This window comes from Devosia lucknowensis (assembly GCF_900177655.1).
Taxonomy (GTDB): domain Bacteria; phylum Pseudomonadota; class Alphaproteobacteria; order Rhizobiales; family Devosiaceae; genus Devosia; species Devosia lucknowensis.
This window is the reverse complement of the sequence record NZ_FXWK01000001.1, coordinates 539,227-561,672: the sequence shown is the minus strand read 5'-3', so window position 1 is coordinate 561,672 and position 22,446 is coordinate 539,227. Positions and strand designations below refer to the sequence as shown.

Sequence of the window (22,446 nt, the reverse complement as noted above, 5' to 3'; positions counted from 1 at the left end):
TTCGCTCGTCACCGCTCCGGCACTGCCGGCATGCTCAACCATGTTTATCGGTGAATTGCGATGGAAGATGGGGCTTATGCAGGGGAAAATCAATAGGCGCAGCAAAACGGCGCCCGAAGGCGCCGTCCTTTGTTGTCATTGCGCGGCAGCATCCTCGGGCAGGTCGAAGACCTGGCCTGGATAGATGCGGTCCGGATCGCGGATCTGGCCGGTATTGGCCTGGTAGATCGTGGTGTAGCGCAGGCCCTCGCCATAGACGCGACGCGCGATCGTCCAGAGGTTGTCGCCCCGACGGATGATGGCCTTGCCCGATGCGAACCGTTGTGCCTCCGGATCGCCGAGCGATACGGCCACCATGGTCGGAACGGCAGGCTCTGCATCCGTCGTCGCTTCTGCCACTGCTGTCGGTTCGACCGCAGGAGCTGGTATGGCGGCCGGTGCCTGGGCAGCGGGCGCAGGCTCGGACGGCGTCGCTACCGGCGGTGTCGAGGGTGGCGGTGTGGAGGGTGCAGGCTGCGCAGGCGCTGCCGGAGCAGCTGGCTGGGCAGGCGTGGCGGGCGGGGCTGGGGTCGCGGCCGGCGCCGCAGGAGCCGGTGCGGATTGAGCCGGTGTGTCGGCCACCGGCTCGGCAGGCGGTGCTGCTGGCGTGGCTGGCGTTTCCAGCGACGGCTGCGCGGTCGGAGCAGCGGGCGCCGGTGCGGCTGGGGCCGCAGGCTCGGGAGCCTCCGCCACCGCGATCGGGGCATCGCCGGCGGGCATGTCGACAACGAAATCCACTTCGGCACGGGCCACCACATCGGCGGCTCCAGGCGTCAACAGGTCGGCGCGGACGCGCTGGCTGGGCTTGTCGAGTACGTCACCAGCCTCGATCAGCCAGCGACCACCCTCCACCGTCGTATCGGCCACGACTGTGTCGTCCACATAGAGGCGGATGATACCGCCATCGGGACCCGCGCCGGCAAAGAAGGTGCGGTCGTTTTCGATCTCGATGGCATCGATGCTGGGCGGAGCGTCCGCCACGGCCGGCGCGGATGTCGCAGGCGTCGCAGGTGTTGCGGGCACAGCAGGGGCGGCCTGGGATGGAGCCGCGGGCTGGGCGGGGACGGCCGATGGAACCGCAGTTGCCTCGTCCGCAGGCGCAGGCTCGGCGGGCTGTTCTGCGGGGACCGGGGTCGCCGGTGCCGCAGCAGTCGCCGTGGGTGCAGGCGCCGGTGTCGCCGGAGCCGGAGCGGAGGGAGCCGCGGCAGGAGCCGGTTGTGCGGAGGGTGCCGATGCTGGTGCACCACGCTCGGCGGCCGGGGCGGCAGTCTCGGGTGCGGAGGCCACATCCGTCGAAGGTTCTTCCGGAACAGCAGGTTCCGCCGCGGGTGCTGCGGGAGCGGGCGTACCTGACGGCACGGCTGGCGTGTCGGCGACAGGCGCGGTGGCAACCTGGGTCGGCGCCGTCAGGCCCTGAAGCACTTCGCTGGCTTCGCCGGGCTTGCTGGCCACGACGAGCGGCTGACTGGTCTTGTCCTCGTCGATCACGACGATGAAACTGTCCGGAGCGGTGCCGTCCTTGCCTTCTTCGCCGAGTGTGATTTCGAGCCCACCGGGCGACAGGGGCGCATCGGGCACGAAGACCCAATCGCCGCTCGGTTCGACCTCGACGCTGCCCAACAATTCGCCATTGGCGAAAACCTCGACCTTGCTTCCAGGTGTGCCCGAACCGGCGATGACCACCGATCCATCGGGCTCGGCGCGCAAGAGGCCGAAGGTGGCGGCGACAACGCCATCAACATCGGCAACATCGGCAACGGCATCGGCGGGCGGCGTGACATCGAGCGCGGGCTCGTCTGGAACAGCCTCCTCGACAGCAGCGGCGGTCGCCTCAGCGGCCGGCTGCTCGGCCTCGGCCGTCGCCACCGGCGGCGCGGCCGGCACGAGGCCGACATCGGCCATCTTGCCGCGCAGGCATTGTCCCATGCCGTCGCTGCTGTTGAAGCAGGATACGATCGACGGTCCGCTGAGGACGCCGAGAATAACGAGAAGAGTAGCTGCCGCTGCCCCGATTGTCAGAGCCAGAGGTCGTTTCGGAGCGGTTTCGGCCAGTTTGCCCTCCCGATGGTGTCGCTCAGCCGGTTGCCCGGCCATTGTTTGCCCCCAGTGTCGAATCCTGAGCCGCTTCAGTTTTCAACAGCTTGTATGTGATTGATTCATACAGAGCTTCAAACGAGGCATCAATGATATTGGGGGAGACGCCAATGGTAACCCAGCGCTCGCCGCTGGCGTCCCGGCTTTCGACCAGTACACGGGTGACCGCGCCCGTGCCGCCGTCCAGGATACGCACCTTGAAATCGGCCAGTTCAAGGTCTTCGATGCGGGACGAATACTTGCCCAGATCCTTGCGCAGTGCGGAATCGAGCGCGTTGACGGGACCATTGCCCTCGGCCACCGACATCAGCAATTCGCCGTCGACGCGGATCTTCACCACCGCTTCGGTGACGGTGATCTCCTCGCCCGAAGCGTTGTGGCGGCGCTCGACCATGGTGCGGTAGTGCTCGACGTCGAAATAGTCGGGCAGCGTGCCGAGCACGCGACGGGCGAGCACCCCGAAGGACGCATCGGCGCCATCATAGGAATAGCCCCGTGACTCGCGCTCCTTGACGGTGGCGAGCAGCCGTTCGAGGCGCGGATCATCCTTTTCGAGCCGGATGTCATGGCGCGCGAGGGCCGTCAGCAGGTTGGACTTGCCGGCCTGCTGGCTGACCATGATGGCGCGCTCGTTGCCGACGCTTTCAGGCGGCACGTGCTCGTAGGTCGAAAAGTCCTTGAGCAGCGCCGACGCGTGGATACCCGCCTTGGTGGCGAAGGCAGAGGCGCCGACATAGGGTGCCTGCCGGGCCGGCGCCCGGTTGAGGCGATCGTCGAAGGCCCGCGAGATGTGCGTGAGCCGCTCGAGCTGCTCCGCCGAAACGCCGGTTTCGAAGCGATCGGCGTAATACGGCTTGAGCACCAGCGTGGGGATAAGGGTGACGAGGTTGGCATTGCCACAGCGCTCGCCAAGGCCGTTGAGCGTGCCCTGGATCTGGCGCACCCCGGCCTCGATGGCCGCAAGTGCATTGGCCACAGCCTGGCCCGTATCGTCATGGGGGTGGATGCCCAGCCGGTCGCCCGGGGCCACGGTCATGACCTCGCCCACGATCTGCCGGATCTCCGAGGGCATGCTGCCGCCATTGGTGTCGCAGAGCACGATCCAGCGGGCGCCGGCCTCGAGCGCCGTCTCCACGCAGGCCAGCGCATAGTCGCGGTTGGCCTTGAAGCCATCGAAGAAATGCTCGAGATCGATCAGCACTTCCTTGCCGGCCGCGGCGGCGGTACGCACCGTATCGGCAAGGCCCTCGAGATGCTCCCCGGTGGTCGAGGACAGTGCCAGCTCGACCTGGTAGTCCCAGGCCTTGGCCACGAAACAGGTGGCGTCGGCGGCAGAATTGACCAGCCCCTGCACCCCGGGATCGTTGGCAGCTGAGCGCCCTGCCCGCTTGGTCATGCCAAAGGCCGTGAACGTCGCTTTGCGCGTCCGCCGGCTTTCGAAAAAGGTGGTGTCAACCGGATTGGCTCCGGGATAACCGCCCTCGATGTAGTCGACACCCAAATCGTCGAGCATGCGTGCGATCGCGATCTTGTCCTCAAGCGAGAATTCGATGCCGGCGGTCTGGGCACCATCGCGCAGGGTCGTGTCGAAGAGGTAGAGGCGTTCGCGGGACATGGCGTGACTTTACTCGGATGACGGCCCGGTGGGCCAGGCGTCGGTGTCGTGGTCGGGGTGCTGATGATTGGTGGCCCTGATGGCGCTCCACCACTCTTCGCGGGCCGGGTCCTCGGTCGGTCCGCCATCGTCGATGGTGACCAAGGTGCCGAACCAGGGCACCTGCCCTTCCGTGCCGGTATTGGCGCCGGGCGGGAACAGTTCGGGATGATCGAGCGACCCGATGGTGAAGTTGACGCGGTTGCCGGTGGTGTCCTCGTAGAACAGGGGCGTGCCGCACTGGGCGCAGAACCCGCGGTCGACATGGTCGGACGAGCGGAAGCGCGCCGGCGTCCCTCGCGTCCAGGTGATGGCTTCTCGCGGGGCGGCGACCAGTGCGGCGAAGATATTGCCCACCGCCTTCTGGCACATCCGGCAATGGCAGATATGCGAATTGTCGAACATTTCGGTGGCGTGGTAGCGCACGGCGCCGCATTGGCAGCCGCCACTCACCTCGAGGGCATAGCGGTCCATCAGGTTTCCTCCCGCGGCGGCCAGTCGGCGGTATCGTGGTCCGGGTGTTGGTTGGAATGGATGCCGGCCATGAAGTCGCGCCACTCGTCGCTGACTTCGCTGCGTTCGGGCAGGCTGGTCAAGCCGTCGAAAAACGGCTGCTTGTCGTGGAGGTTGACCTGGATTTCGGGCGCCGCGACCGCGGGATCGTCGAAGGTGCCGATGGCCAGTTCCAGCCCGAAGCGCGTTTCATAGGCAAGCGGGGTTCCGCATTCGCCGCAAAAGGCGCGACGCGCAGCATTGGAACTCTGAAACCACTTTGGCTCGCCGCGGGTCCAGACCGCGTTATGCGCCGTGACCAGGGGGCCGAAAAAGCCGCCGAAGGCCTTCTGACACATGCGGCAATGGCAGATGGATGGACGGCCGAGGCGTGTGACGCGGAAACGAACCGCGCCACACTGGCAGCCACCGGTATGAGCTTCAGCCTGGGGCATGACACACTGCTTCTACATTATTGCCATCGGGATCGATGACGAAGGCGCCGTAATAGTGCTCGTGATAGTGCGGACGCGGTCCTGGCCCGCCATTGTCCCTGCCGCCATTGGCCATCGCTGCAGCATAGAAAGCGTCAACCTCGGCCCGGTCGGCAGCAACAAAGGCGTAGTGACGGCCCGGTCCGGTCTGGACGGCTTCGGTGAGCCAAAAATCCGGCTTGCCCTTGCCATAGCCACCGACCTTCACTCCGCCGGTAAACTGCTCGGGGACAACGGCAAGAAGCGTGTAGCCCAGCGGCAAAAAAGCCGCGTCATAGAAGGCTTTGGACTTGTTCCAGTCCGCAACGAGAATTCCAACGTGATCAAGCATGGCAACGACTCCGGTTTGAGGAGTGGTCAGTTGGATGGGCTGATGTGACAGGGGATGGCAGGATGGTGTCGCAGAAGTCCCCCTCATCCGCCCTTCGGGCACCTTCTCCCACGAGGGGAGAAGGGTAACCCGAGTTTGCCTCAGTTTCGGGGAAAAACACGGACCTGCCCTTCTCCCCTTGTGGGAGAAGGTGGCGCGCAGCGCCGGATGAGGGGGGCAGCGGCGTCACGGCGACACTCCATGCAGATGCGCCCAGACGAGATCTGCGACCTGGGTCGGGCGAAGCAGGATGTCGGCGTTCCAGAGGCGCAGGAGGCGGAAACCGCGCCTGGTCAATTCTGCGTCCCTGGCCACATCTCGTGCATTGTCAGCGTGTTGCGAGCCGTCGGCCTCGATGATGAGCTTGGTCTCGTAGCAAACGAAGTCTGCAATGTACGGTCCAATCGGCACTTGGCGTCGAAACTTGAAACCGACGAAGCGGCGGTCTCGCAAGAGAGCCCAGAGCTTACGCTCGGCCAGCGTCGGCTCGCGCCGAATAGATCGGGCATGACCAAGAAGTCTGTCGCCATTCGGCATCCTGTCCCCCTCATCCGCCCTTCGGGCACCTTCTCCCACGAGGGGAGAAGGGTGGCATCGAGTTTGACCAGGATGCAAGGCAGACCACCGGCTCCCCTTCTCCCCTTTTGGGAGAAGGTGGCGCGGAGCGCCGGATGAGGGGTGTTGCGGTATCACCGCTTCACCTCCCACTTAGTTGCGCGCTGGCCGGACTCGTCCTTATAGTCCATCAGCACGATGCCCTTAGAGGCGAGTTCGCTGCGGATTTCGTCGGCCCGGGCGAAGTCCTTTGCGTTGAGCGCGGCGAGGCGGGCGGCGACTTGTTGTTCGGTTTGGGCCGTCTCGGTGGCGCCGACGCCGTTTTCCTCGAGCCACTGGGCAGCGTTGCGGTACTTGAAACCCAGCAGATCTAGGCCGAAACGCAGTTTTTGGCCGGCGAATGGTTCGGCTTCGTGCACGCTGGCGTTGCGGAGCGTCTGCAGGCGCTTGATTGCGGCGACCGAGTTGAGGTCGTCGGACAGGCAGGCGATCAGCTCGTCGTCCGGCACGCCAGTGTCATAGGGGATAGCGGCGGTCACCAGCGTATTCCAAATCGAGTGCGCCTCCTCCAGCCGCTTCACCGTAAAATCGATCGGCTCGCGATAATGCGTCATCAGCATGGCCAGGCGCAGGACTTCGCCGGGCCATTTGCGGCCGCCGAAATCCTCGGTTTCGAGCAATTGGTGGATAGTGAAGAAGTTGCCCAGGGACTTGGACATCTTCTGGCCTTCCACCTGCAGGAAGCCGTTGTGCATCCACACATTGGCCATGGCGTGCGAGCCGTGGGCGCAGCGGGACTGGGCAATCTCGTTTTCGTGGTGCGGGAAGATCAGGTCGAGACCGCCGCCGTGAATGTCGAAGGTTTCGCCCAGATAGCGCTCGGACATGGCCGAGCATTCGATATGCCAGCCCGGCCGACCGCGGCCCCAGGGGCTGTCCCAGCCCGGTTCGTCGTCGCTCGATTGCTTCCAGAGCACGAAATCGGCCGGATTGCGCTTGTGGCTGTCCACCGCGACGCGGGCGCCCGCAAGATTATCCTCGAGATTACGGCCTGAAAGCTGGCCATAATCGGCCATGGAATCCGTGGCGAACAGCACTTCGCCACCAGCTGCATAGGCATGACCATTGGCCAGGAGACGCTCGATCAGGCGCTGCATGCCATCGATATTGTCGGTGGCGCGCGGCTGGACCGAGGGCTCGAGGCAGCCGAGCGCGCTCACGTCCTTCTGGTACTGCGCAGCCGTGGTTTCGGTGACCTTGCGGATGGCCTCGTTGAGCGGCAGATCGGGATGATCGCGCAGGGCGCGGGCGTTGATCTTGTCGTCGACGTCGGTGATGTTGCGCACATAGGTGACGTGGCTCTCGCCGTAGACATGGCGCAGGACGCGGAACAGCAGATCGAAAACGATGGCGGCGCGGCCGTTGCCGATATGGGCAAAATCGTAGACCGTCGGGCCGCAGGCATAGAGACGCACATTAGCCGCATCCATGGGCTCGAAGGCCGCCTTGGAGCGGGTCAGCGTGTTGTAGAACGATAGATGCGGCTGTGCCGTCGTCATCGATAGGTCCTGTTGCCAGACATAAGGGTGCCCTGGCGGGGGAGCCTCTATCCGTTACAACCTGTCAGGATGAAGAAGACCGCTCCGCCAACGCTGGGTTAGCAGGTAATAATGCAGCAGGTAATGGTGCACGTTGGTCTCATGCCGCGGAGATTGACCGGGCGGCCAATGGAAATCAACCCCTCATCATCAGAATCGGTCAGCGCAAAAAAGAGGGCGACCCGAAGGCCGCCCCAATCGCTTTGGAGGCGATGAGAAATCTGCGTTCTTAAGAACGGAACTGCTGGTGGCACTGCCCGCAGGTGCCCATGACGGTCTGGAGGCCGGCGGCATAGCCCGCTGTGTCTCCGGCCTGGGCTGCGGTCAACGCGGACTCGGCACCGGCGCGACCGGTTTCGATGATGGCGGTGAAGGCTTCCCAGTTCTGCCAGATGGCCGGGAGGGCGTCACCGCCTTCCGAGCCTTCGGGGAACAGTTCGGGCATGTGGGTGTAGTTGTCGAGCAGGGTCTGGGCCGCGGCAACGGCCTCGTCGCCGGTCAGGTTGGCGGCGCCGCGCAGCAGGCCACCATTTTCCTTCATAACCGCCTCGCGCATGGCAATGGCTTCTTCCGGCGTGGCCGGAGGCGTGAAGGCATCCTGGGCGAAAACGCCGACAACGCCCGCAAGCAGCAGACCTGCGATGGCGACCGATGAGGCCTTGCGAATGTGCATCAAATACTTCCCTCGACGATGTACAATTGGTCCGGCCCCTCTTCCGATGAGGTCAACCTGACACGGGTTCGTGACATGCCCAACGGGCACACGCGAATGTTATCAATCAGTTGGACAAAATCGTGACTGTCTGGTCGATGTCGCCGAATACCGAGCGGCCATCGCGTCCGACAGCCCCGATGCGGACCTTGTCACCTGCCTTGAGGAAAGGTGTCCGGGCCCTGCCATACTTCGCCTTTTCCGCCGTTCGCGCCTCGGCGATGCAGGCAAAGCCGATGCCGTCGGCCCTGATCGGTAATGTCTGGTCGTGAGTGTTGGAGACGGTGCCGCCCCCGATGATCGTGCCGCCCGCCAGGTTGCGGGTGCGGGCTGCTTCGACGATGAGGTCGGCGAAGTCGAAATGCATGCCGATGCCGGCATTGGGCTGCCCGTAGAGCGTGCCGTTGACGCTGATGCGGATGGGCAGGTGCAGCCGATTTTCGGACCAGGCGGACCCCAGTTCGTCGACCGTCACGGCAACGGGCGCGAAACTGGTGGAGGGCTTGGCGTGGAAAAAGCCGAAGCCGTTCTGCAGGTCCTCGGCAACGAGCCGGCGCAGCGACACGTCATTGAGTACGGTGACGAGACGAATGGCTCGGGCCGCCGTGTCGCGTCCCGCGCCCATCGGCACCGGGCCAATGATGACGCCGACCTCGGCTTCGAAATCCACGGCAAGCTCATCGGAAGGCACGACAAGCGAGGCGGTGGGACCGGAAAGCGAATCGGATCCGCCCTGATAGAGCAGCGGCCGGATCGACTGCAGCTCCGCATCACGACTGCCCTTGAGGGACCGAACGCGCTCGAGATGGCTCATATAGGCGGCGCCGTCGATCCACTGATAGGCGCGCGGCAGGGGGGCATGGGCGGAGGCCGGATCGAAGGGCTGGGCGGCGATCGCGCCGGCATCGAGTTGGGCGGAGAGTTCGGCAAGAGCGGGCGCCGCACGGTCCCAATCGTCGAGCGCGGCCTGCAGGGTCGGCACCACCCGGCCGGCCGAAACGCATCGCGCCAGGTCGGCGGAAACCACGACCAGCTGACCATCCGGGCGGGCCGTGCGCAGGGTGGCGAGTTTCATGCCGTCGTCTCCTTGTGATGGGCCTTTGCCCGCTGGCGATGCCACTGGGCAAATCACGCGCTATAATGTTGCCATGAGCCCTAGCGATATCTTAAGGACCGAAGGGGCGGCGCGGTTGCGGCCGCGGGCCGATTTCGGTGCAGGCGTGGAACGTCCCGCCGCCGGAGGTCATTCAAACGGCAATCCGGAGCCATATCTGCCGGGCGCGTTCTAGACGGGAATTTGGTGTGACTCTGACGATGAACCGGCTGCGGCCCATTCTGCTCCTGCTCCTGGCGATGACCGTTTCGGTGCTGGATGTGCACGTGGCCCATGCCCAGGCGGCACAGTGTGCGCAACTGCAGGGGGCGCTGGCGCAGTTCGACAACAATCGCGAATTCCGTCAGGTCGGCAACAATTCCAATGCGGCGCGCCAGTTGCAGCGCCAGGTGCAGCAGGCCGAAAGCCGCTATATCCGCGAAGGCTGCAACGACGATGCCCGCGCCGGCCGCCAGCTCAGCCGCTCCTGCCAGTTGATTGCGCGCGACGTTCTCGACCTCCGCGATCAGTTTGCCCAGGTCAGCCAGACCGTCGAGACCGCCAATGCCGTCGCCCAGCAGCGCGAGGCGATCCTGCAGGAAATGGCCCGGTTTGGCTGCAATGCCGGCTCGAGCGCAACCTTCACCCAGGACCGCCAGAATGTCTTCGATCGCGTGTTCGGCACGACCACGGAAGGCGACTTCACTGATGGCGATTTTGTCGACGGCGGCGACTACTGGGGCTATCAGGGCTACAACACCGTCCGCACCGTCTGCGTGCGCCTCAGCGATGGGTATTTCTGGCCGATCAGCTACGCGACGCTACCGGACTATATCGGCAACGACGCCGCCACGTGCCAGCAGATGTGTCCGAACACGGCGGTTGATCTCTACTATTACGCCAATCCGGGCGAAGAGCCCGAGCAGATGCGCAACATGAACGGCACGCCCTATACGGCCCTTTCGAGCGCCTTCGCCTATCGCAACGCCTTTGACAAGAATGCGACGTGCAAGGCCACCCCGGTGAGCGCCGGTTCGGTGGCTCTGGTCGCCAGCCCGGATGGCAGCGGACGCACGACGCTCGACATCAACGGGCTCAAGGTGCCGATGCCGATCCGCGATCCGCGCGGCGTCGTTCCGGTTCAGGCGGCAGCGGTGGAACAGGTGACGACCGTGGCGCTGGCGGACGTGCCCTTGCCGCGTCCGCGCCCGGCAGGTCCGGGCGAAGTCGCGCGGCGGCCCGAGGCGCCGCCGGCGCAGGACCTGCGGATCGTTCAGATCGGCGAGCGTACCGTCAGGGTAGTCGGTCCAGACACGCCGTACGCCCAAGCAGGACAAGCAGGGACCTGAGCTCGGGGCCATCGTGCCGCCCGGTCAGGGCCATGCGCAACGGCAGGAACAGGGCCTTGCCCTTGCGTCCGGTCGTGTTCTTGAGAATGTCGGTCCACTGGCTCCACGTGGTTTCGTCCCAGGGCTCGAGCGGCAGCAGGGCCTTGGCAAGGGCCAGGAAGTCCCGATCCTCGTCTGATACCACTGGCTCGACAGGACCGGTCAGCAGCTTGGACCATTCGGCGATATCGGAGAATTTCGCGAGGTTTTCGCGCAGCAGCAGCCACATGGCTTCGCCCTCGAGGCCGAGAGCGGAGAGACGCGGCGCCGCTTCCGCATAGGGCATGGCATGCAGCAGTCGCGCATTGAGCGTATCGAGCTCGACCGGATCGAAGCGCGCCGATCCATGCGAGATCATCGAAAAATCCAGCTTTTCGGCAATGGCGTCGAGGTCAGCATAGGGCTCGACTGGCATGCCCGTGCCCGTCAGCGTCGCGACGATAGCGATGGCCAGCGGCTCATATCCCTCGGCGCGGAAGTCACTGATGGACTGGCTGCCCAACCGCTTGGAGAAACCCTGCCCCTGCGCATCGGTCAGAAGATTATGGTGCCCGAAGATGGGCACATTGCCGCCCAGCGCTTCGAAGATTTCGATCTGCGTCCCGGTATTGGAGACGTGGTCCTCGCCGCGGATCACATGGGTGATGCCCAGATCGATATCGTCGACCACCGATGGGAGCGTGTAGAGGTAGGAGCCATCGGCGCGGATCAGGACCGGATCGGACATCGATGCGGTGTTGACGGTCTGCGGCCCCTTGATCAGGTCGTCGAAATGCACCGGGCGTCCGTCCAGCCGGAAGCGCCAATGCGGTACCCGTCCTTCGGCTTCGAGCCGGGCGCGATCTTCTGCGCTCAGGTCCAGGGCCGCACGATCGTAGATCGGTGGCTTGCCCAGCAGGCGGGCACGGGCGCGCTTGCGATCAAGCTCTTCCTCGGTTTCGTAGCAGGGATAGAGCCGGCCCGATGCGATCAGCCGGTCACGCGCAGCGTCATAGAGCGCCGTCCGCTCGGACTGGCGCACGAGCAGGTCGGGCGCGATGCCGAACCAGGCGAGGTCCGCCTCGATGCCGTCGGCGGATTCGCGGGTCGATCGCGCGAGGTCGGTGTCGTCCATGCGCAGCACGTAGCGGCCGCCGTGACGGCGGGCGAAGAACCAGTTGAGCAATGCCGGTCGCGCATTGCCAAGGTGAATGCGGCCGGTGGGGGACGGCGCCCAGCGAACGGTTACGCTCATCCGACGGTCAGGTCCTTGTAGCCATTGGTGATGGGATATTTGCGGCCCTGCCCGAAGGCGCGCGGGGTCAGTTTGGGGCCCGGGGCGGACTGGCGGCGCTTGTACTCGGCGATATTGAGCAGCCGCTCTATGCGCTTGACCAGCGCGGCGTCATGGCCACGCGCCACGATGTCGCCCAGCGCCATTTCATCTTCCACGATGCAGGTCAGGATATCGTCGAGCACCGGATAGGGCGGGAGGCTGTCCTGATCGGTCTGATCTGGCCGCAATTCCGCGCTCGGCGCCTTGTCGATAATGGACTGGGGAATGACCTCCCCTGCCCGGCCGAGGCAATCTCCCGGCAGATGCGCGTTGCGCCATGACGCCAGGGCATAGACGTCCATCTTGAACATGTCCTTGAGCGGATTGTAGCCGCCGTTCATGTCGCCGTAGATGGTGGCGTAACCAACGCCCATCTCGCTCTTGTTGCCCGTGGTGAGCAACATGGAGCCGAGTTTGTTGGAAACGGCCATCAGGATCGTGCCGCGCATGCGGGACTGGATGTTTTCCTCGGCGGTGTCGAGCGGGCGATCGCCAAAGATCGGCTTGAGCCCTGCCAGCGCCCCATCCACCGGATCGCCTATAGCGACCACATCGTAGCGCAGGCCCATGCGATCGGCGCAGTCCTTGGCGTCGCGAAGGCTGGCCTCGGACGTGTAGCGATAGGGCAGCATGATGGCGTGGACCTTGTCGGGACCGAAGGCATCCGCCGCCATCGCCGCGACCACGGCGCTGTCGATGCCGCCTGAGAGACCGAGGACGACATGGCTGAAGCCGTTCTTGAGAACATAGTCGCGCAGGCCAAGCACGCAGGCGCGCCACGGGGCCTCCTCGACTGAGGTCAGGTCTTCCACGCGGCCATTCGCGCATGTCCATCGACCATCGGCGCGCACCCAGTCGGAGACGATGAAGTCGGTTTCGAAGGACTTGCCCTGAAGCACGAGCTTGTCGCCCGGCTCGATGGCGAAGGACGCGCCGTCGAATACCAGTTCGTCCTGGCCCCCGACCTGATTGAGATAGAGCATGGGCACGCCGTCTTCGGCGACGCGGGCACGTACCAGTTCCTTGCGGATATGCTGCTTGTCGGTCCAATAGGGCGACCCATTGGGGCAGAGCATGATTTCAGCGCCGCGCATGGCCAGATGTTCGCAAACCGAAGGGTGCCAGATGTCCTCGCAGATCGGGATGCCGACGGATACGCCCTTGATCGTCACCGGCAGCGCCAGCGGCCCCGGTTCGAAATAGCGTTTCTCGTAGAAAACGTCGGAGTTGGGCAGTTCGCGCTTGTAGCGGATGGCGGTGATTTCCCCATCCTCGCCGACCAGCACAGCATTATGGAGACGCCCCCCATCGAGCCAGATGGTGGGGAGGATAACCGCGACGCCCGCCCCCCTGGTCTCGGCGACCATGGCGCGCGCAGCCGCTATCGCATCGGTCAGGAACTGGTCCTTGAACAGCAGGTCATCCGGGAAATAACCGGTCAGGAACAACTCGGAAAACATCAGGATGTCGGCCCCGGCCGCTTTGGCATCGGCAAGTGCCTTGCGAGCGAGCGCCAGATTGCCGGGAAGATCTCCGACCTTGGGATTGAGCTGGGCGAGCGCGATACGGAGCTGGTCGGTCACTTGGTACTAGCCTGAGTGCGGGATTCTGGCTATTCAGCCGGGGAGCAAATGCGGGGCAAGACTTAGCTTCTCACCCCATTCAGAGCAAGCTGCCTCGCCGCGCACCACCAAACGGTTGTGGTGAATTTGGTAACTTGGTGCTGGCAGCTTGGTGATCACAATTGACGGATAGTACGAAAATCCGGCAACCTGAATCGATTGCATGAGTTGATGCTCATTATACTGGATTTACGAAACGAACTTGCTTGCCTGAAATGACCTATCGTGTGCTCATTGTGGAAGACGAATACATCGTCGCCACGGAGATCGAAGATTTAGTTTCCGACATGGGGCATGAACCCGTGGGCATTGCTGGGGACCAACGCTCGGCGCTTGCTCTGGCCAGCCAATGCGATATCGCCTTGGTCGATCTGAATCTGCGCGATGGCCCGACCGGGCAGACAATCGGCAGGATCCTGGCCCAGACCCACGGCGTCACCGTGGTGTTCATCACCGCCAACCCTTCGCAGTTGGGCGATGGTGTGCCGGGCACGGTCGGCGTGTTGCCGAAGCCGGCAACCGAGCGCGACCTGCGCGAAACCGTCGAATTCGCAGTTGCCAAGCGCATCGCTGCCGATGCGCAACCGCCGCGCCGCCTCAGACTTTTCGATTGGGATGGCGGCGGCCAGACCTTTGCCTGACCCCTGTACCTGGAGGATCAGCCAGCGTCCGGCGCAGCTGCCTCTGGGTCCTGACGCGACTGAAGACGCGATGATCGCGCGAGCGCACCGGGAGGCAGAAGGATATCGACCTCAAGGCCCTCGGGCGCCCATTTACGCGCGACAGTCCCACGCATCTGTCCTTCGACGGACATCCCCACAAGCCGTGTGCCAAATCCGTTGAGTGCAGAAGGCTCGGCCACTGCAGGCCCACCAGCCTCGCGCCATACCACCCTGTATCCGTCGTCCCGATGTTCGCCGGTCACTTCGACATGGCCGTCAGGGGTGGAGAGAGCACCGTACTTGGCGGCGTTGGTGGCAAGCTCGTGGAACAGCAAGGCCAGCGGAGTCGCCGCGGCATCGTCGATGACGACGTCATCGCCGCGGAACCGCACGCGGTCTTCGTAGCCGTCGCCGTCATTATAGGCGCGCATCAAGCGCGCGATGAATTCGGACAGCATGCCCTGCCCCGCCTGGCTGCGCGAGGCGTAGCTGTGTGGGCGGACGAAGTCGTGCGCTTCGCCAAGCGCGTAGATGCGCTGGCGCAGCTGCTCCGCGAAAGGCTTGGCTTCGGGATTGTTGCGAGCCGAGAGCCCGATGATCCCCGTGAGGACCGCGAAAATGTTCTTGATACGGTGGCTCAGCTCCTGGGCCACCAGTTCCCGTTCCTCCGCAGCGAGACGGGATTCGTGGATATCGGTACAAGTACCGATCCAGCGCACGATCTGGTCGTTCTGATCGCGGATCGGCAGCGCGCGGCCAAGCGTCCAGCGGTACTGGCCGGAATGATGCCTGAGCCGATATTCGATCTGGTATGGCTCTCCCGTCGCCAGTGAATGGCGCCAGGCCACCCAGGCGGCCTCCTGGTCTTCGGGATGGAAGACCCCGTTCCAACCCTCGCCGTCGGTCGATCCAACCGGCATCCCGGTGAATTCGTACCAGCGGGCGTTGTAGTAATCGTGGTAACCGTCCGGCAGCGTCGACCAGACCATTTGCGGCATGGTATCGGCCAGCGTCCGGAACTGCAGTTCGCTCTTGAACAGCGCCTCCTGGACGGAGTGCTGCTGGGTGACATCGATCGCAACGCCAGGGAAGCGATACACCTGCCCCTCGCTGTTAGCGCGCGGCCGGCCGGAAGCCACGACCCAGGTGAGCCGTCCGTCTGGAGCTACCAGGCGATATTCGGATTTGAACGGCTTGATGTCGCGCACCGCCGCAGAGATTTCCTCGGCAACGCGGTCAACATCGTCGGGGTGAATGGCGGCCAGGAAATCGTCCAGCGGCACCCCAAGCCCGACCCGCAGAGAGTCGAGGTTGTAGAGCGCAGCGAACTGATCGTCCGCCGTCACCAGGTTGCGCAACACATCCCAGTCCCAGGTGCCCACGAGATCGCTGCCGCTGATAGCCAGCGACATACGCTCTTCGCTGCGGGCCAGCGCCTGCTCGGCCAGCACACGGTCAGTCGTTTCGTGGACGACGCAGAGCGTGCCCATGGATTGACCGTCATCGCCCATGATCGGGCTGTAATGCAGGTCCATCCAGGCCGATTCCAGCTCGCCGTGACGGTTCAGCACCAGTTCCTGGTTGCGCAGGGTCCAAGACTCCCGCCGCAATCCCCGTTCCATGTTGCTGCGGTTGAAATCGGCAATTTCTGGCCAGGCCTCCAGGCACTTCATGCCGAAAATCTGGGGATGCCGCTTACCGGCGAACTCGGCATAGCCAGTGTTGTAGAGCAGGATCCCGTCCTGCCCGACGATCATCACCATGGGTGTGGACGCAGCCACCATCAGTCGCACCGCGCCCTTGAGGCTTTCGGGCCAGTCCGGGATGGGACCCAATGGATTGGACGACCAGTCAAACGCGTTGAAAAGCTTGAGCGTCGGGTCTTGTTCGAGAAGCTCGCGCGTCTCGGGGGCAGCATGAGGAAACAGGGTTCTAGGCATTGCCCACTCGTTAAACACGGCCAACGCTGCGCAGGACGCACATCAACGCAAACCCGATAACGCTCCGAAAAAGGTTTCGGTTCAAGAGCCGGAGAAGATTATTCTCCAGCTATGCGATCCTGCTGCGGTGGCTTCTGCGCGTGCACTTCCTCGGCGACGAGGAAGGCCAGTTCCAGCGCCTGGCTGGCATTGAGGCGCGGGTCGCAATAGGTGTTGTAGCGATCCGACAGCGTGGCCTCGGTCACCGCGGAGACGCCGCCAACGCACTCGGTCACGTCGTCGCCGGTCATCTCGATATGCACGCCGCCCGCATAGGTGCCCATGTCGCGATGCACGTCGAAGAAGTTGCGCACTTCGCCCAGCACCCGGTCGAACGGGCGCGTCTTGAAGCCGGTCGAGGCCTTGACGGTATTGCCGTGCATCGGGTCACAGCACCAGACGACGGTGCGGCCAGCCTTCTGGACCGTCTCGATGAGACGCGGCAGATGTTCGTGCACCTTGTCGACGCCGAAACGCGAGATCAGGGTGATGCGGCCGGCTTCATCCGTCGGGTTCAGGCGGTCGAGCAGGCGCAACAGGTCGTCATTGGCCAGGCTCGGTCCACACTTGATGCCGATTGGGTTGTTGATGCCGGCGAAGTATTCGACATGCGCCTCGTCAGGATTGCGCGTGCGATCGCCGATCCAGAGCATGTGCCCCGAGGTGGCGTACCAGTTGTTGGTGATGGAGTCGCGGCGGGTGAGCGCCTCCTCATATCCAAGCAGCAGCGCTTCGTGGCTGGTGTAGAAGCTGGTCTGCTTGAGGGCCGGCGTGTTTTCCGGATTGATGCCCAGGGCCGACATGAAGGTGATGGCGTCATCGATCCGGCGCGCGACTTCCTCGAAGCGGGCGTCCCAGCTGGAGCCCTTCATGAAGCCCATGGTCCATTCATGGATCCGGGTGAGTTCGGCATAACCACCCATGGAGAAGGCACGCAGCAGGTTCAACGTTGCCGCGGACTGGCGATAGGCCATCAGCAGGCGCTGCGGATCGGGTACGCGCGCCGCCTCGGTGAAGGCGATGTCGTTGATGATGTCCCCGCGATAGGACGGGAGCTCGACGCCGTCGATGACTTCGGTATCGGCAGACCGCGGCTTGGCGAATTGCCCGGCAACACGGCCGACCTTCACCACCGGCTTGGCGGCGCCATGGGTCAGGACCACCGCCATCTGCAGGAAGACGCGGAAGAAGTCGCGGATATGGTCCGCGCCATGTTCGGCAAAGCTTTCGGCGCAGTCGCCGCCTTGCAGCAGGAAGGCTTCGCCCCGTGCGACCGCCGCCAGGCGTGACTTCAGTTCACGCGCCTCGCCGGCGAAGACCAGCGGCGGGAACGTGCCGAGCTGGCGCTCTGCCTCCACAAGGGCCGCCGGATCGGGATAGGCCGGAACCTGCCTGATCGGCTTGTCACGCCAGGAGCTGGGGGTCCAGGTGGTCATTTCGGGCGCTCCTTGCGCAGGCTTGGTTCAGCGAGGGCGGAATACCAAGGCCGGACGGAGCAAACAAGGGCGAAAGGGCTAAACCCGTTCACCTCCGCGATAGACATAGGTCGGAGACTTGAAGGTCACCAGTTCCTCGGCTGCCGAGGGGTGAAGCGCGATGGTCCGGTCGAAGTCCGCCTTGGTCGCGCCCATGCCGACCGCAATGCCGACAAGCTGGATCATCTCGGCCGCTGCCGGTCCCAGGATGTGGACGCCAAGCACCTTGCCGCCGTCCTTTTCGGTGATCAGCTTGAGAACCATGCGCTCGGTGCGCGTGGAAAGCGTATTCTGCATCGGCCGGAACTTGGCCAGGTAGACGTCGATGTCTCCATGCGTGGCCGCTTCGGCTTCGGTCAAGCCGACGACGCCGATCTCCGGCTCGGAGAACACCGCCGTGGGAATGAGCGAGTGATCGACCTTGAGCCTGTTGTCGTTGAAGACCGTCTCGGCGAAATACCAGCCTTCGCGGATGGCCACAGGCGTCAGTTGCGCCCTGCCCGTCACGTCGCCTACGGCATAGATCGAGGCCGTCGACGTCCGCGAATATTCGTCCACGGCGATCGAGCCGCCATCGGTCAGGGTCACGCCCGCCGTCTCGAGTCCCAGGCCATCGACGTTGGGGCGGCGGCCGGTGGCGAACATCACCGCGCCGAAGGGCGCTGAAACGCCGTCGCTGAAGGTCGCGGTAATGTCGTCGCCTGCCTTGCTCAACGACTGGATGGTGGTCTGGTAGATGATGCGGACACCGCGATCGATCAGGCCTGCTTCGAGGCCGCGCCGCATGTCCTCGTCGAAGCCGCGCAGGATGCAGTCGCCGCGATAGATGATCGTGGTGTTGACACCCAGTCCCGCGAAGATTGTGGCGAACTCGACGGCAATGTAGCCTCCACCCTCGATGAGGATGGAATGGGGCAATGCCGGCAGGTCGAAGGCCTCGTTCGAGGTGATGCCCAGGTCCGCGCCGGGAATGTCGGGCACGAAGGGCCGCGCGCCGGTGGCGATGAGGATATACTTGCCGCTCAGGTCGCGGCCGTCGCCCAGGAGGCGCACGCCGTTGGGTCCGGTGACCACGGCACGGTCGCGGATGATTTCGACACCGGGCTTTTCGAGATTGCTTGAATAGGCATGCTCGAGCCGGGTGATTTCCTTTTCCTTGGCGGCGACGAGCGTCGGCCAGTCGAAACTGGCGTCGACCTGCCAGCCGAAGCTCTCGGCCACGTCGAACTGATCGCGGAAGCGCGCCGCGTAGACATAGAGCTTCTTGGGCACGCAACCGCGGATGACGCAGGTGCCGCCGACGCGGAATTCCTCGACGATGGCCACCTTGGCGCCGTAGGTCGCCGCCATGCGCGCTGCGCGCACGCCACCCGAGCCGGCACCAATGACGATCAAATCGTAGTCGAATTCCATTTCTCAGCCCCGCAAGCGAATTGGCGCATCACAGCACGTCGTCGCATTCATCGTCTAATACCGATGAATATGGTGTCGGCGTGACATAAAAAAAGACCCCGCACAAGGCGGGGTCTGAACCTGTCGTCGCGCTTCCTAGAGCTCGACGCCCTTGTCGCGCAGTCCGGCGCGGACCTTGGCGAAGAATTCGGTGCGCAGGTTGTTGGTGTAGACCTGCAGCACACGGCGGATGTCGGTGTTGAGTTCGGCATTGGCCTGGGCCAGCTTCTGGCCCGTGGGCGACTCGTAGAAGGCCACGATCGCCGTCAGTTCCTCGAGCGTGAAGTAGATGGCGTAGACGCGGGCGAACTGGTCGAGCAGCTCACCCTTGCGGCCATTGTAATCCTTGATGACGTCGCCGATGACTTCGTCGGTCTGTTCCTGGATTTCCGGGTTCTGCGTCACGATCTGGCGCATCGTGTCGATGCCGATCTCGACCACGGTGGTCTCGAAAACGGCGCCGCGATCGGTCAGGTCGATATATTTGCGTGCCAGGGCCAGCTGCTCGGGCGCCACTTCCTGCGCCTGCACGGCGGGAGCGACGGCGCCAGCGACCACTGCCAGCACGGCCATGATGCGGACGCCCTGCGCCCAGTTGCGAATATTCCAGAAAGCCATCTTGTCCCGTACCACCTGGTCAGTTGCCCTTGAGAAGTGTTTCTACGCCATTCGGCGTCGCCACATAAGCCTTGCGGCACATATTCAGGAACAAGCCGTGCTGGACAACGCCCGGGATGTTCAAAAGCTCGTTCGACAGCGCTTCTGGCTGCGAAATGCGGCCAAAAAAAGCATCGAGAATGAGATGTCCACCGTCGGTCTCGAACGGGGTGCCGGCCTCTTCCCCGCGCAGCTTCACCCAGCCGTCCGTGCCGTGGCCATCCACCAGACGCTGCACCAGGGCACGGGTGGCTCCGAGGCCGAAGCGATTGACCTCCACCGGTAGCGGAAAGCGGCCGCCCAGAGCCTCAACGACCTTGGTGTCGTCGGCAATGACGATCATTGCGTCGGATGCAGCGGCGACGATCTTCTCGCGCAGCAATGCGCCGCCTGCGCCCTTGATCAGGTTGAGATCACCATCGATCTCGTCGGCCCCGTCGACGGTGACGTCCAGCCGCGCCAGCGTGTCGAGATCGGAAAGCGGAATGCCGCATTCGCGCGCCTGGCTCGCCGTCGCCTCCGAGGTCGGTACGCCGACGATGTCCATGCCGGCGCGAACTTTTTCGCCGAGGAGGTCGACGAAATGCCGTGCCGTGGAGCCCGTTCCCAGCCCCACTTTCATGCCGGAGCGGATTTCGGCAACGGCCCTGCCGGCCGCTTCACGTTTCAAGGCTTCGCTCAAGGCACCCTCCCAAATGATCGAGCGGGGTTTGGCAGCCGCAAAGCTCTACTGTCAAGCCGACCTTTGGCTGACGATCACGGTTTGGTGAGCGACCAGTGTAACCGGCTGGCAACACAAATATGGCGATCATGTCGCAGATGCGGCCGGAAAGTGGCACGACGCTTCCGGGACAACCGTAATCAAAGTAAAGAGCGCAAGACGTCGCGGGCACGAATCATGCCAGCGCATTTAGAGGCCAAGTGAAAGCATGAGCATCCTTAAGACTGCACTGGCGATCGTTCTGTCGATCCTGCTCGCAGCAAGTGTCGCCGCGCCGGCAACCGCCGCCGTCTGGTACAACCCCGACACGAACCAGTTCGAAGAGCGCACCGCGACCGCCAATCCGCGTGGCGGCAGCCCGATCAAGAAGCAGGTTGTGGACTACGAAACCAACCAGCGCCCCGGCACCATCGTCATCGAAACCGGCGAGCGCCGCCTCTATCTCGTACTCGAAGACGGCAAGGCCATGAAGTACGGCATCGGCGTCGGCCGCGACGGCTTCACCTGGAGCGGCACGCATCGCATCACCCGCAAGGCCGAATGGCCCGGCTGGACCCCGCCCCCGGCTATGCGCAAGCGCGTTCCCGACCTGCCGGCCTATATGCCTGGCGGTCCGGAAAACCCACTCGGCGCCCGCGCCCTCTACATCGGCTCAACACTCTATCGCGTGCACGGCACGTCCGAACCCTGGTCCATCGGCCAGGCAGTCTCCTCGGGCTGCATCCGCCTCACCAATGAAGACGTCACCGACCTTTACGAGCGCGTCCAGGTCGGCGCCAAGATCATCGTCAATCACTGACCTGATCGCAAAGTTTTTGACGAAGGGCCGCCGATTTGGCGGCCCTTTGCTTTTCCGGCGCTTTGCTCTGCGACGATTGATGGCTAGATTAGGCGCATGACCGGCTCACCCGCCCCGCAACGTCCGCTGATCGACGGCTTTGGCCGGCGCATATCCTATTTGCGTATTTCCGTGACGGACCGGTGCGACTTCCGCTGCGTCTACTGCATGTCGGAGGACATGACGTTTCTTCCCAAGAAGGACGTACTCAGCTTCGAGGAGGTAGAGGCCATTGCCGGCGCCTTCATCGCCCGTGGCACGACCCGCATCCGCCTTACCGGCGGAGAGCCACTGGTCCGTCGCGACATCATGGCCCTCGTCGAAAGCCTGGGCAGCCGGATCGGACACGGGCTCGACGAACTCACCCTCACCACCAATGGCAGCCAATTGGGCAGGCATGCCCAGGGCCTTCACGCCGCGGGGGTGAGACGCATCAATGTATCGCTCGACACGCTCGATGCCGAGCGCTTCCGGCAGATCACGCGGCGCGGCCGCATCGAGGATGTCATGTCGGGCATCGGCGCTGCCCAGGCAGCCGGCCTCGAGATCAAGATCAACATGGTGGCGATGCGCGGCGTCAACGACCATGAAATCGAACCGATGATGGATTGGGCTCATGGACAGGGCATGGGACTGACCCTGATCGAGGGCATGCCGCTGGGCGATGTCGGCATGGACCGGGTTGACGCCCACCTCCCCCTCCGCGAACTGCATGATCGTCTCGCCCAGCGCTATACGTTCACCAGGCTCGCCAAGCGTACGGGCGGCCCGGCGCGCTACGTGCATGTGGCAGAAACCGGCGGCACGCTGGGCTTCATCACCCCGATGAGCCACAATTTCTGCGAGAGCTGCAATCGCGTGCGCCTCACCGCAACCGGCCAGCTCTATCTGTGCCTCGGGCAGGATGATCAGGTGAACCTGCGCGATGCATTGCGCAGCGGTGGGCCCGAAGCGCTCGACGCGGCGCTTGATCATGCCATGCTGATCAAGCCCAAGGGACACGATTTCGTGCTCGACCGAACTCATGCCGAGCCTGCAGTCGCCCGACACATGAGCGTCACTGGGGGTTAACCCAGGTTAAAGACAGCCGCTCCGAGGCAATCAAACGCCACGGACCTGATCATGGGACGCAAGACCCATTGCAGGTTTGGCGCGATACTATATCTACGGCGGGCTGGCGCCCCGTCCAGTCAGGTCCGCCAGCATGCCCAATACTATCTCTCCAAGAGTTTCCGC

The 22,446-nt window shown here is 64.0% G+C and carries 20 protein-coding genes; 4 read left to right on the top strand and 16 right to left on the bottom strand.

Annotation, left to right across the window (positions count from 1 at the left end; genetic code table 11):
* Positions 1-135: 135 nt before the first annotated feature.
* The 9 genes from CCK88_RS18185 to CCK88_RS02575 form a co-directional block, all read right to left on the bottom strand.
* Positions 136-2,133, bottom strand: a complete 1,998-nt coding sequence (locus CCK88_RS18185) for a LysM peptidoglycan-binding domain-containing protein (protein WP_140048863.1) — start codon at positions 2,131-2,133, stop codon at positions 136-138.
* Positions 2,114-3,748, bottom strand: a complete 1,635-nt coding sequence (gene cimA / locus CCK88_RS02610) for a citramalate synthase (protein WP_086468983.1) — start codon at positions 3,746-3,748, stop codon at positions 2,114-2,116. Before cimA ends, CCK88_RS18185 begins: the two co-directional genes overlap by 20 nt.
* A gap of 9 nt (positions 3,749-3,757) precedes the next feature.
* On the bottom strand, positions 3,758-4,261 hold the full coding sequence (locus tag CCK88_RS02605) for a GFA family protein (protein ID WP_086468982.1): 504 nt from the start codon (positions 4,259-4,261) through the stop codon (positions 3,758-3,760).
* Positions 4,261-4,734: a GFA family protein gene (locus CCK88_RS02600; protein WP_086468981.1), complete on the bottom strand. Its 474-nt coding sequence runs from the start codon at positions 4,732-4,734 to the stop codon at positions 4,261-4,263. Before CCK88_RS02600 ends, CCK88_RS02605 begins: the two co-directional genes overlap by 1 nt.
* Positions 4,721-5,104: a VOC family protein gene (locus CCK88_RS02595; protein WP_086468980.1), complete on the bottom strand. Its 384-nt coding sequence runs from the start codon at positions 5,102-5,104 to the stop codon at positions 4,721-4,723. The genes CCK88_RS02600 and CCK88_RS02595 overlap by 14 nt, the downstream gene beginning before the upstream one ends.
* A 225-nt stretch (positions 5,105-5,329) precedes the next feature.
* On the bottom strand, positions 5,330-5,680 hold the full coding sequence (locus CCK88_RS02590) for an endonuclease domain-containing protein (protein WP_086468979.1): 351 nt from the start codon (positions 5,678-5,680) through the stop codon (positions 5,330-5,332).
* A 152-nt stretch (positions 5,681-5,832) separates the two neighbouring features.
* A complete protein-coding gene (cysS, locus tag CCK88_RS02585; protein WP_086468978.1) occupies positions 5,833-7,257 on the bottom strand; it encodes a cysteine--tRNA ligase in 1,425 nt (474 codons plus the stop codon).
* 268 nt (positions 7,258-7,525) lie between these two features.
* A complete protein-coding gene (locus tag CCK88_RS02580) occupies positions 7,526-7,969 on the bottom strand; it encodes a c-type cytochrome (protein WP_086468977.1) in 444 nt (147 codons plus the stop codon).
* 106 nt (positions 7,970-8,075) lie between these two features.
* Positions 8,076-9,083 carry a fumarylacetoacetate hydrolase family protein gene (locus tag CCK88_RS02575; RefSeq protein WP_086468976.1) on the bottom strand — a complete coding sequence of 336 codons (1,008 nt, stop codon included), beginning with the start codon at positions 9,081-9,083 and terminating at the stop codon, positions 8,076-8,078.
* Between the two features lie 227 nt (positions 9,084-9,310).
* Here CCK88_RS02575 and CCK88_RS02570 point away from each other — a divergent pair, with 227 nt between their 5' ends.
* Positions 9,311-10,450: a DUF2865 domain-containing protein gene (locus CCK88_RS02570; RefSeq protein WP_140048862.1), complete on the top strand. Its 1,140-nt coding sequence runs from the start codon at positions 9,311-9,313 to the stop codon at positions 10,448-10,450.
* Here CCK88_RS02570 and gltX read toward each other — a convergent pair.
* The gene (gene gltX, locus CCK88_RS02565) at positions 10,395-11,723 is read right to left on the bottom strand and encodes a glutamate--tRNA ligase (protein WP_086468974.1); all 1,329 of its coding nucleotides are present in this window, start codon (positions 11,721-11,723) and stop codon (positions 10,395-10,397) included. The two genes, CCK88_RS02570 and gltX, sit on opposite strands and share 56 nt — an antisense overlap.
* Positions 11,720-13,387: an NAD+ synthase gene (locus tag CCK88_RS02560; protein WP_086468973.1), complete on the bottom strand. Its 1,668-nt coding sequence runs from the start codon at positions 13,385-13,387 to the stop codon at positions 11,720-11,722. The genes gltX and CCK88_RS02560 overlap by 4 nt, the downstream gene beginning before the upstream one ends.
* A 254-nt stretch (positions 13,388-13,641) precedes the next feature.
* On the opposite strand from CCK88_RS02560, the gene CCK88_RS02555 reads away from it, so the two are divergent.
* Positions 13,642-14,067 (top strand): response regulator, encoded by a 426-nt coding sequence (locus CCK88_RS02555; protein ID WP_086468972.1) that lies wholly within the window; start codon positions 13,642-13,644, stop codon positions 14,065-14,067.
* A 17-nt stretch (positions 14,068-14,084) separates the two neighbouring features.
* Here the strand turns inward: CCK88_RS02555 and CCK88_RS02550 are convergent, their stop codons facing one another.
* From CCK88_RS02550 to rpiA, 5 genes are all read right to left on the bottom strand, one after another.
* Complete coding sequence (locus CCK88_RS02550; protein ID WP_086468971.1) at positions 14,085-16,028, bottom strand: PAS domain-containing protein; 1,944 nt, start codon at positions 16,026-16,028, stop codon at positions 14,085-14,087.
* A gap of 98 nt (positions 16,029-16,126) precedes the next feature.
* The gene (locus CCK88_RS02545; RefSeq protein WP_086468970.1) at positions 16,127-17,503 is read right to left on the bottom strand and encodes a class II 3-deoxy-7-phosphoheptulonate synthase; all 1,377 of its coding nucleotides are present in this window, start codon (positions 17,501-17,503) and stop codon (positions 16,127-16,129) included.
* A gap of 78 nt (positions 17,504-17,581) precedes the next feature.
* Positions 17,582-18,955 carry a glutathione-disulfide reductase gene (gene gor, locus CCK88_RS02540; RefSeq protein WP_086468969.1) on the bottom strand — a complete coding sequence of 458 codons (1,374 nt, stop codon included), beginning with the start codon at positions 18,953-18,955 and terminating at the stop codon, positions 17,582-17,584.
* Positions 18,956-19,090: 135 nt separating this feature from the next.
* Entirely contained in the window at positions 19,091-19,612 is a 522-nt protein-coding gene (locus CCK88_RS02535; protein ID WP_086468968.1) for a DUF2059 domain-containing protein, read from the bottom strand.
* Positions 19,613-19,631: 19 nt separating this feature from the next.
* Positions 19,632-20,273 (bottom strand): ribose-5-phosphate isomerase RpiA, encoded by a 642-nt coding sequence (rpiA, locus tag CCK88_RS02530; RefSeq protein WP_244557492.1) that lies wholly within the window; start codon positions 20,271-20,273, stop codon positions 19,632-19,634.
* Between the two features lie 307 nt (positions 20,274-20,580).
* Here rpiA and CCK88_RS02525 point away from each other — a divergent pair, with 307 nt between their 5' ends.
* Together CCK88_RS02525 and moaA are read left to right on the top strand one after the other, a co-directional pair.
* Complete coding sequence (locus tag CCK88_RS02525) at positions 20,581-21,171, top strand: L,D-transpeptidase (RefSeq protein WP_086468966.1); 591 nt, start codon at positions 20,581-20,583, stop codon at positions 21,169-21,171.
* A 96-nt stretch (positions 21,172-21,267) separates the two neighbouring features.
* Entirely contained in the window at positions 21,268-22,281 is a 1,014-nt protein-coding gene (gene moaA, locus CCK88_RS02520) for a GTP 3',8-cyclase MoaA (RefSeq protein ID WP_086468965.1), read from the top strand.
* The last annotated feature ends 165 nt before the right edge of the window (positions 22,282-22,446 follow it).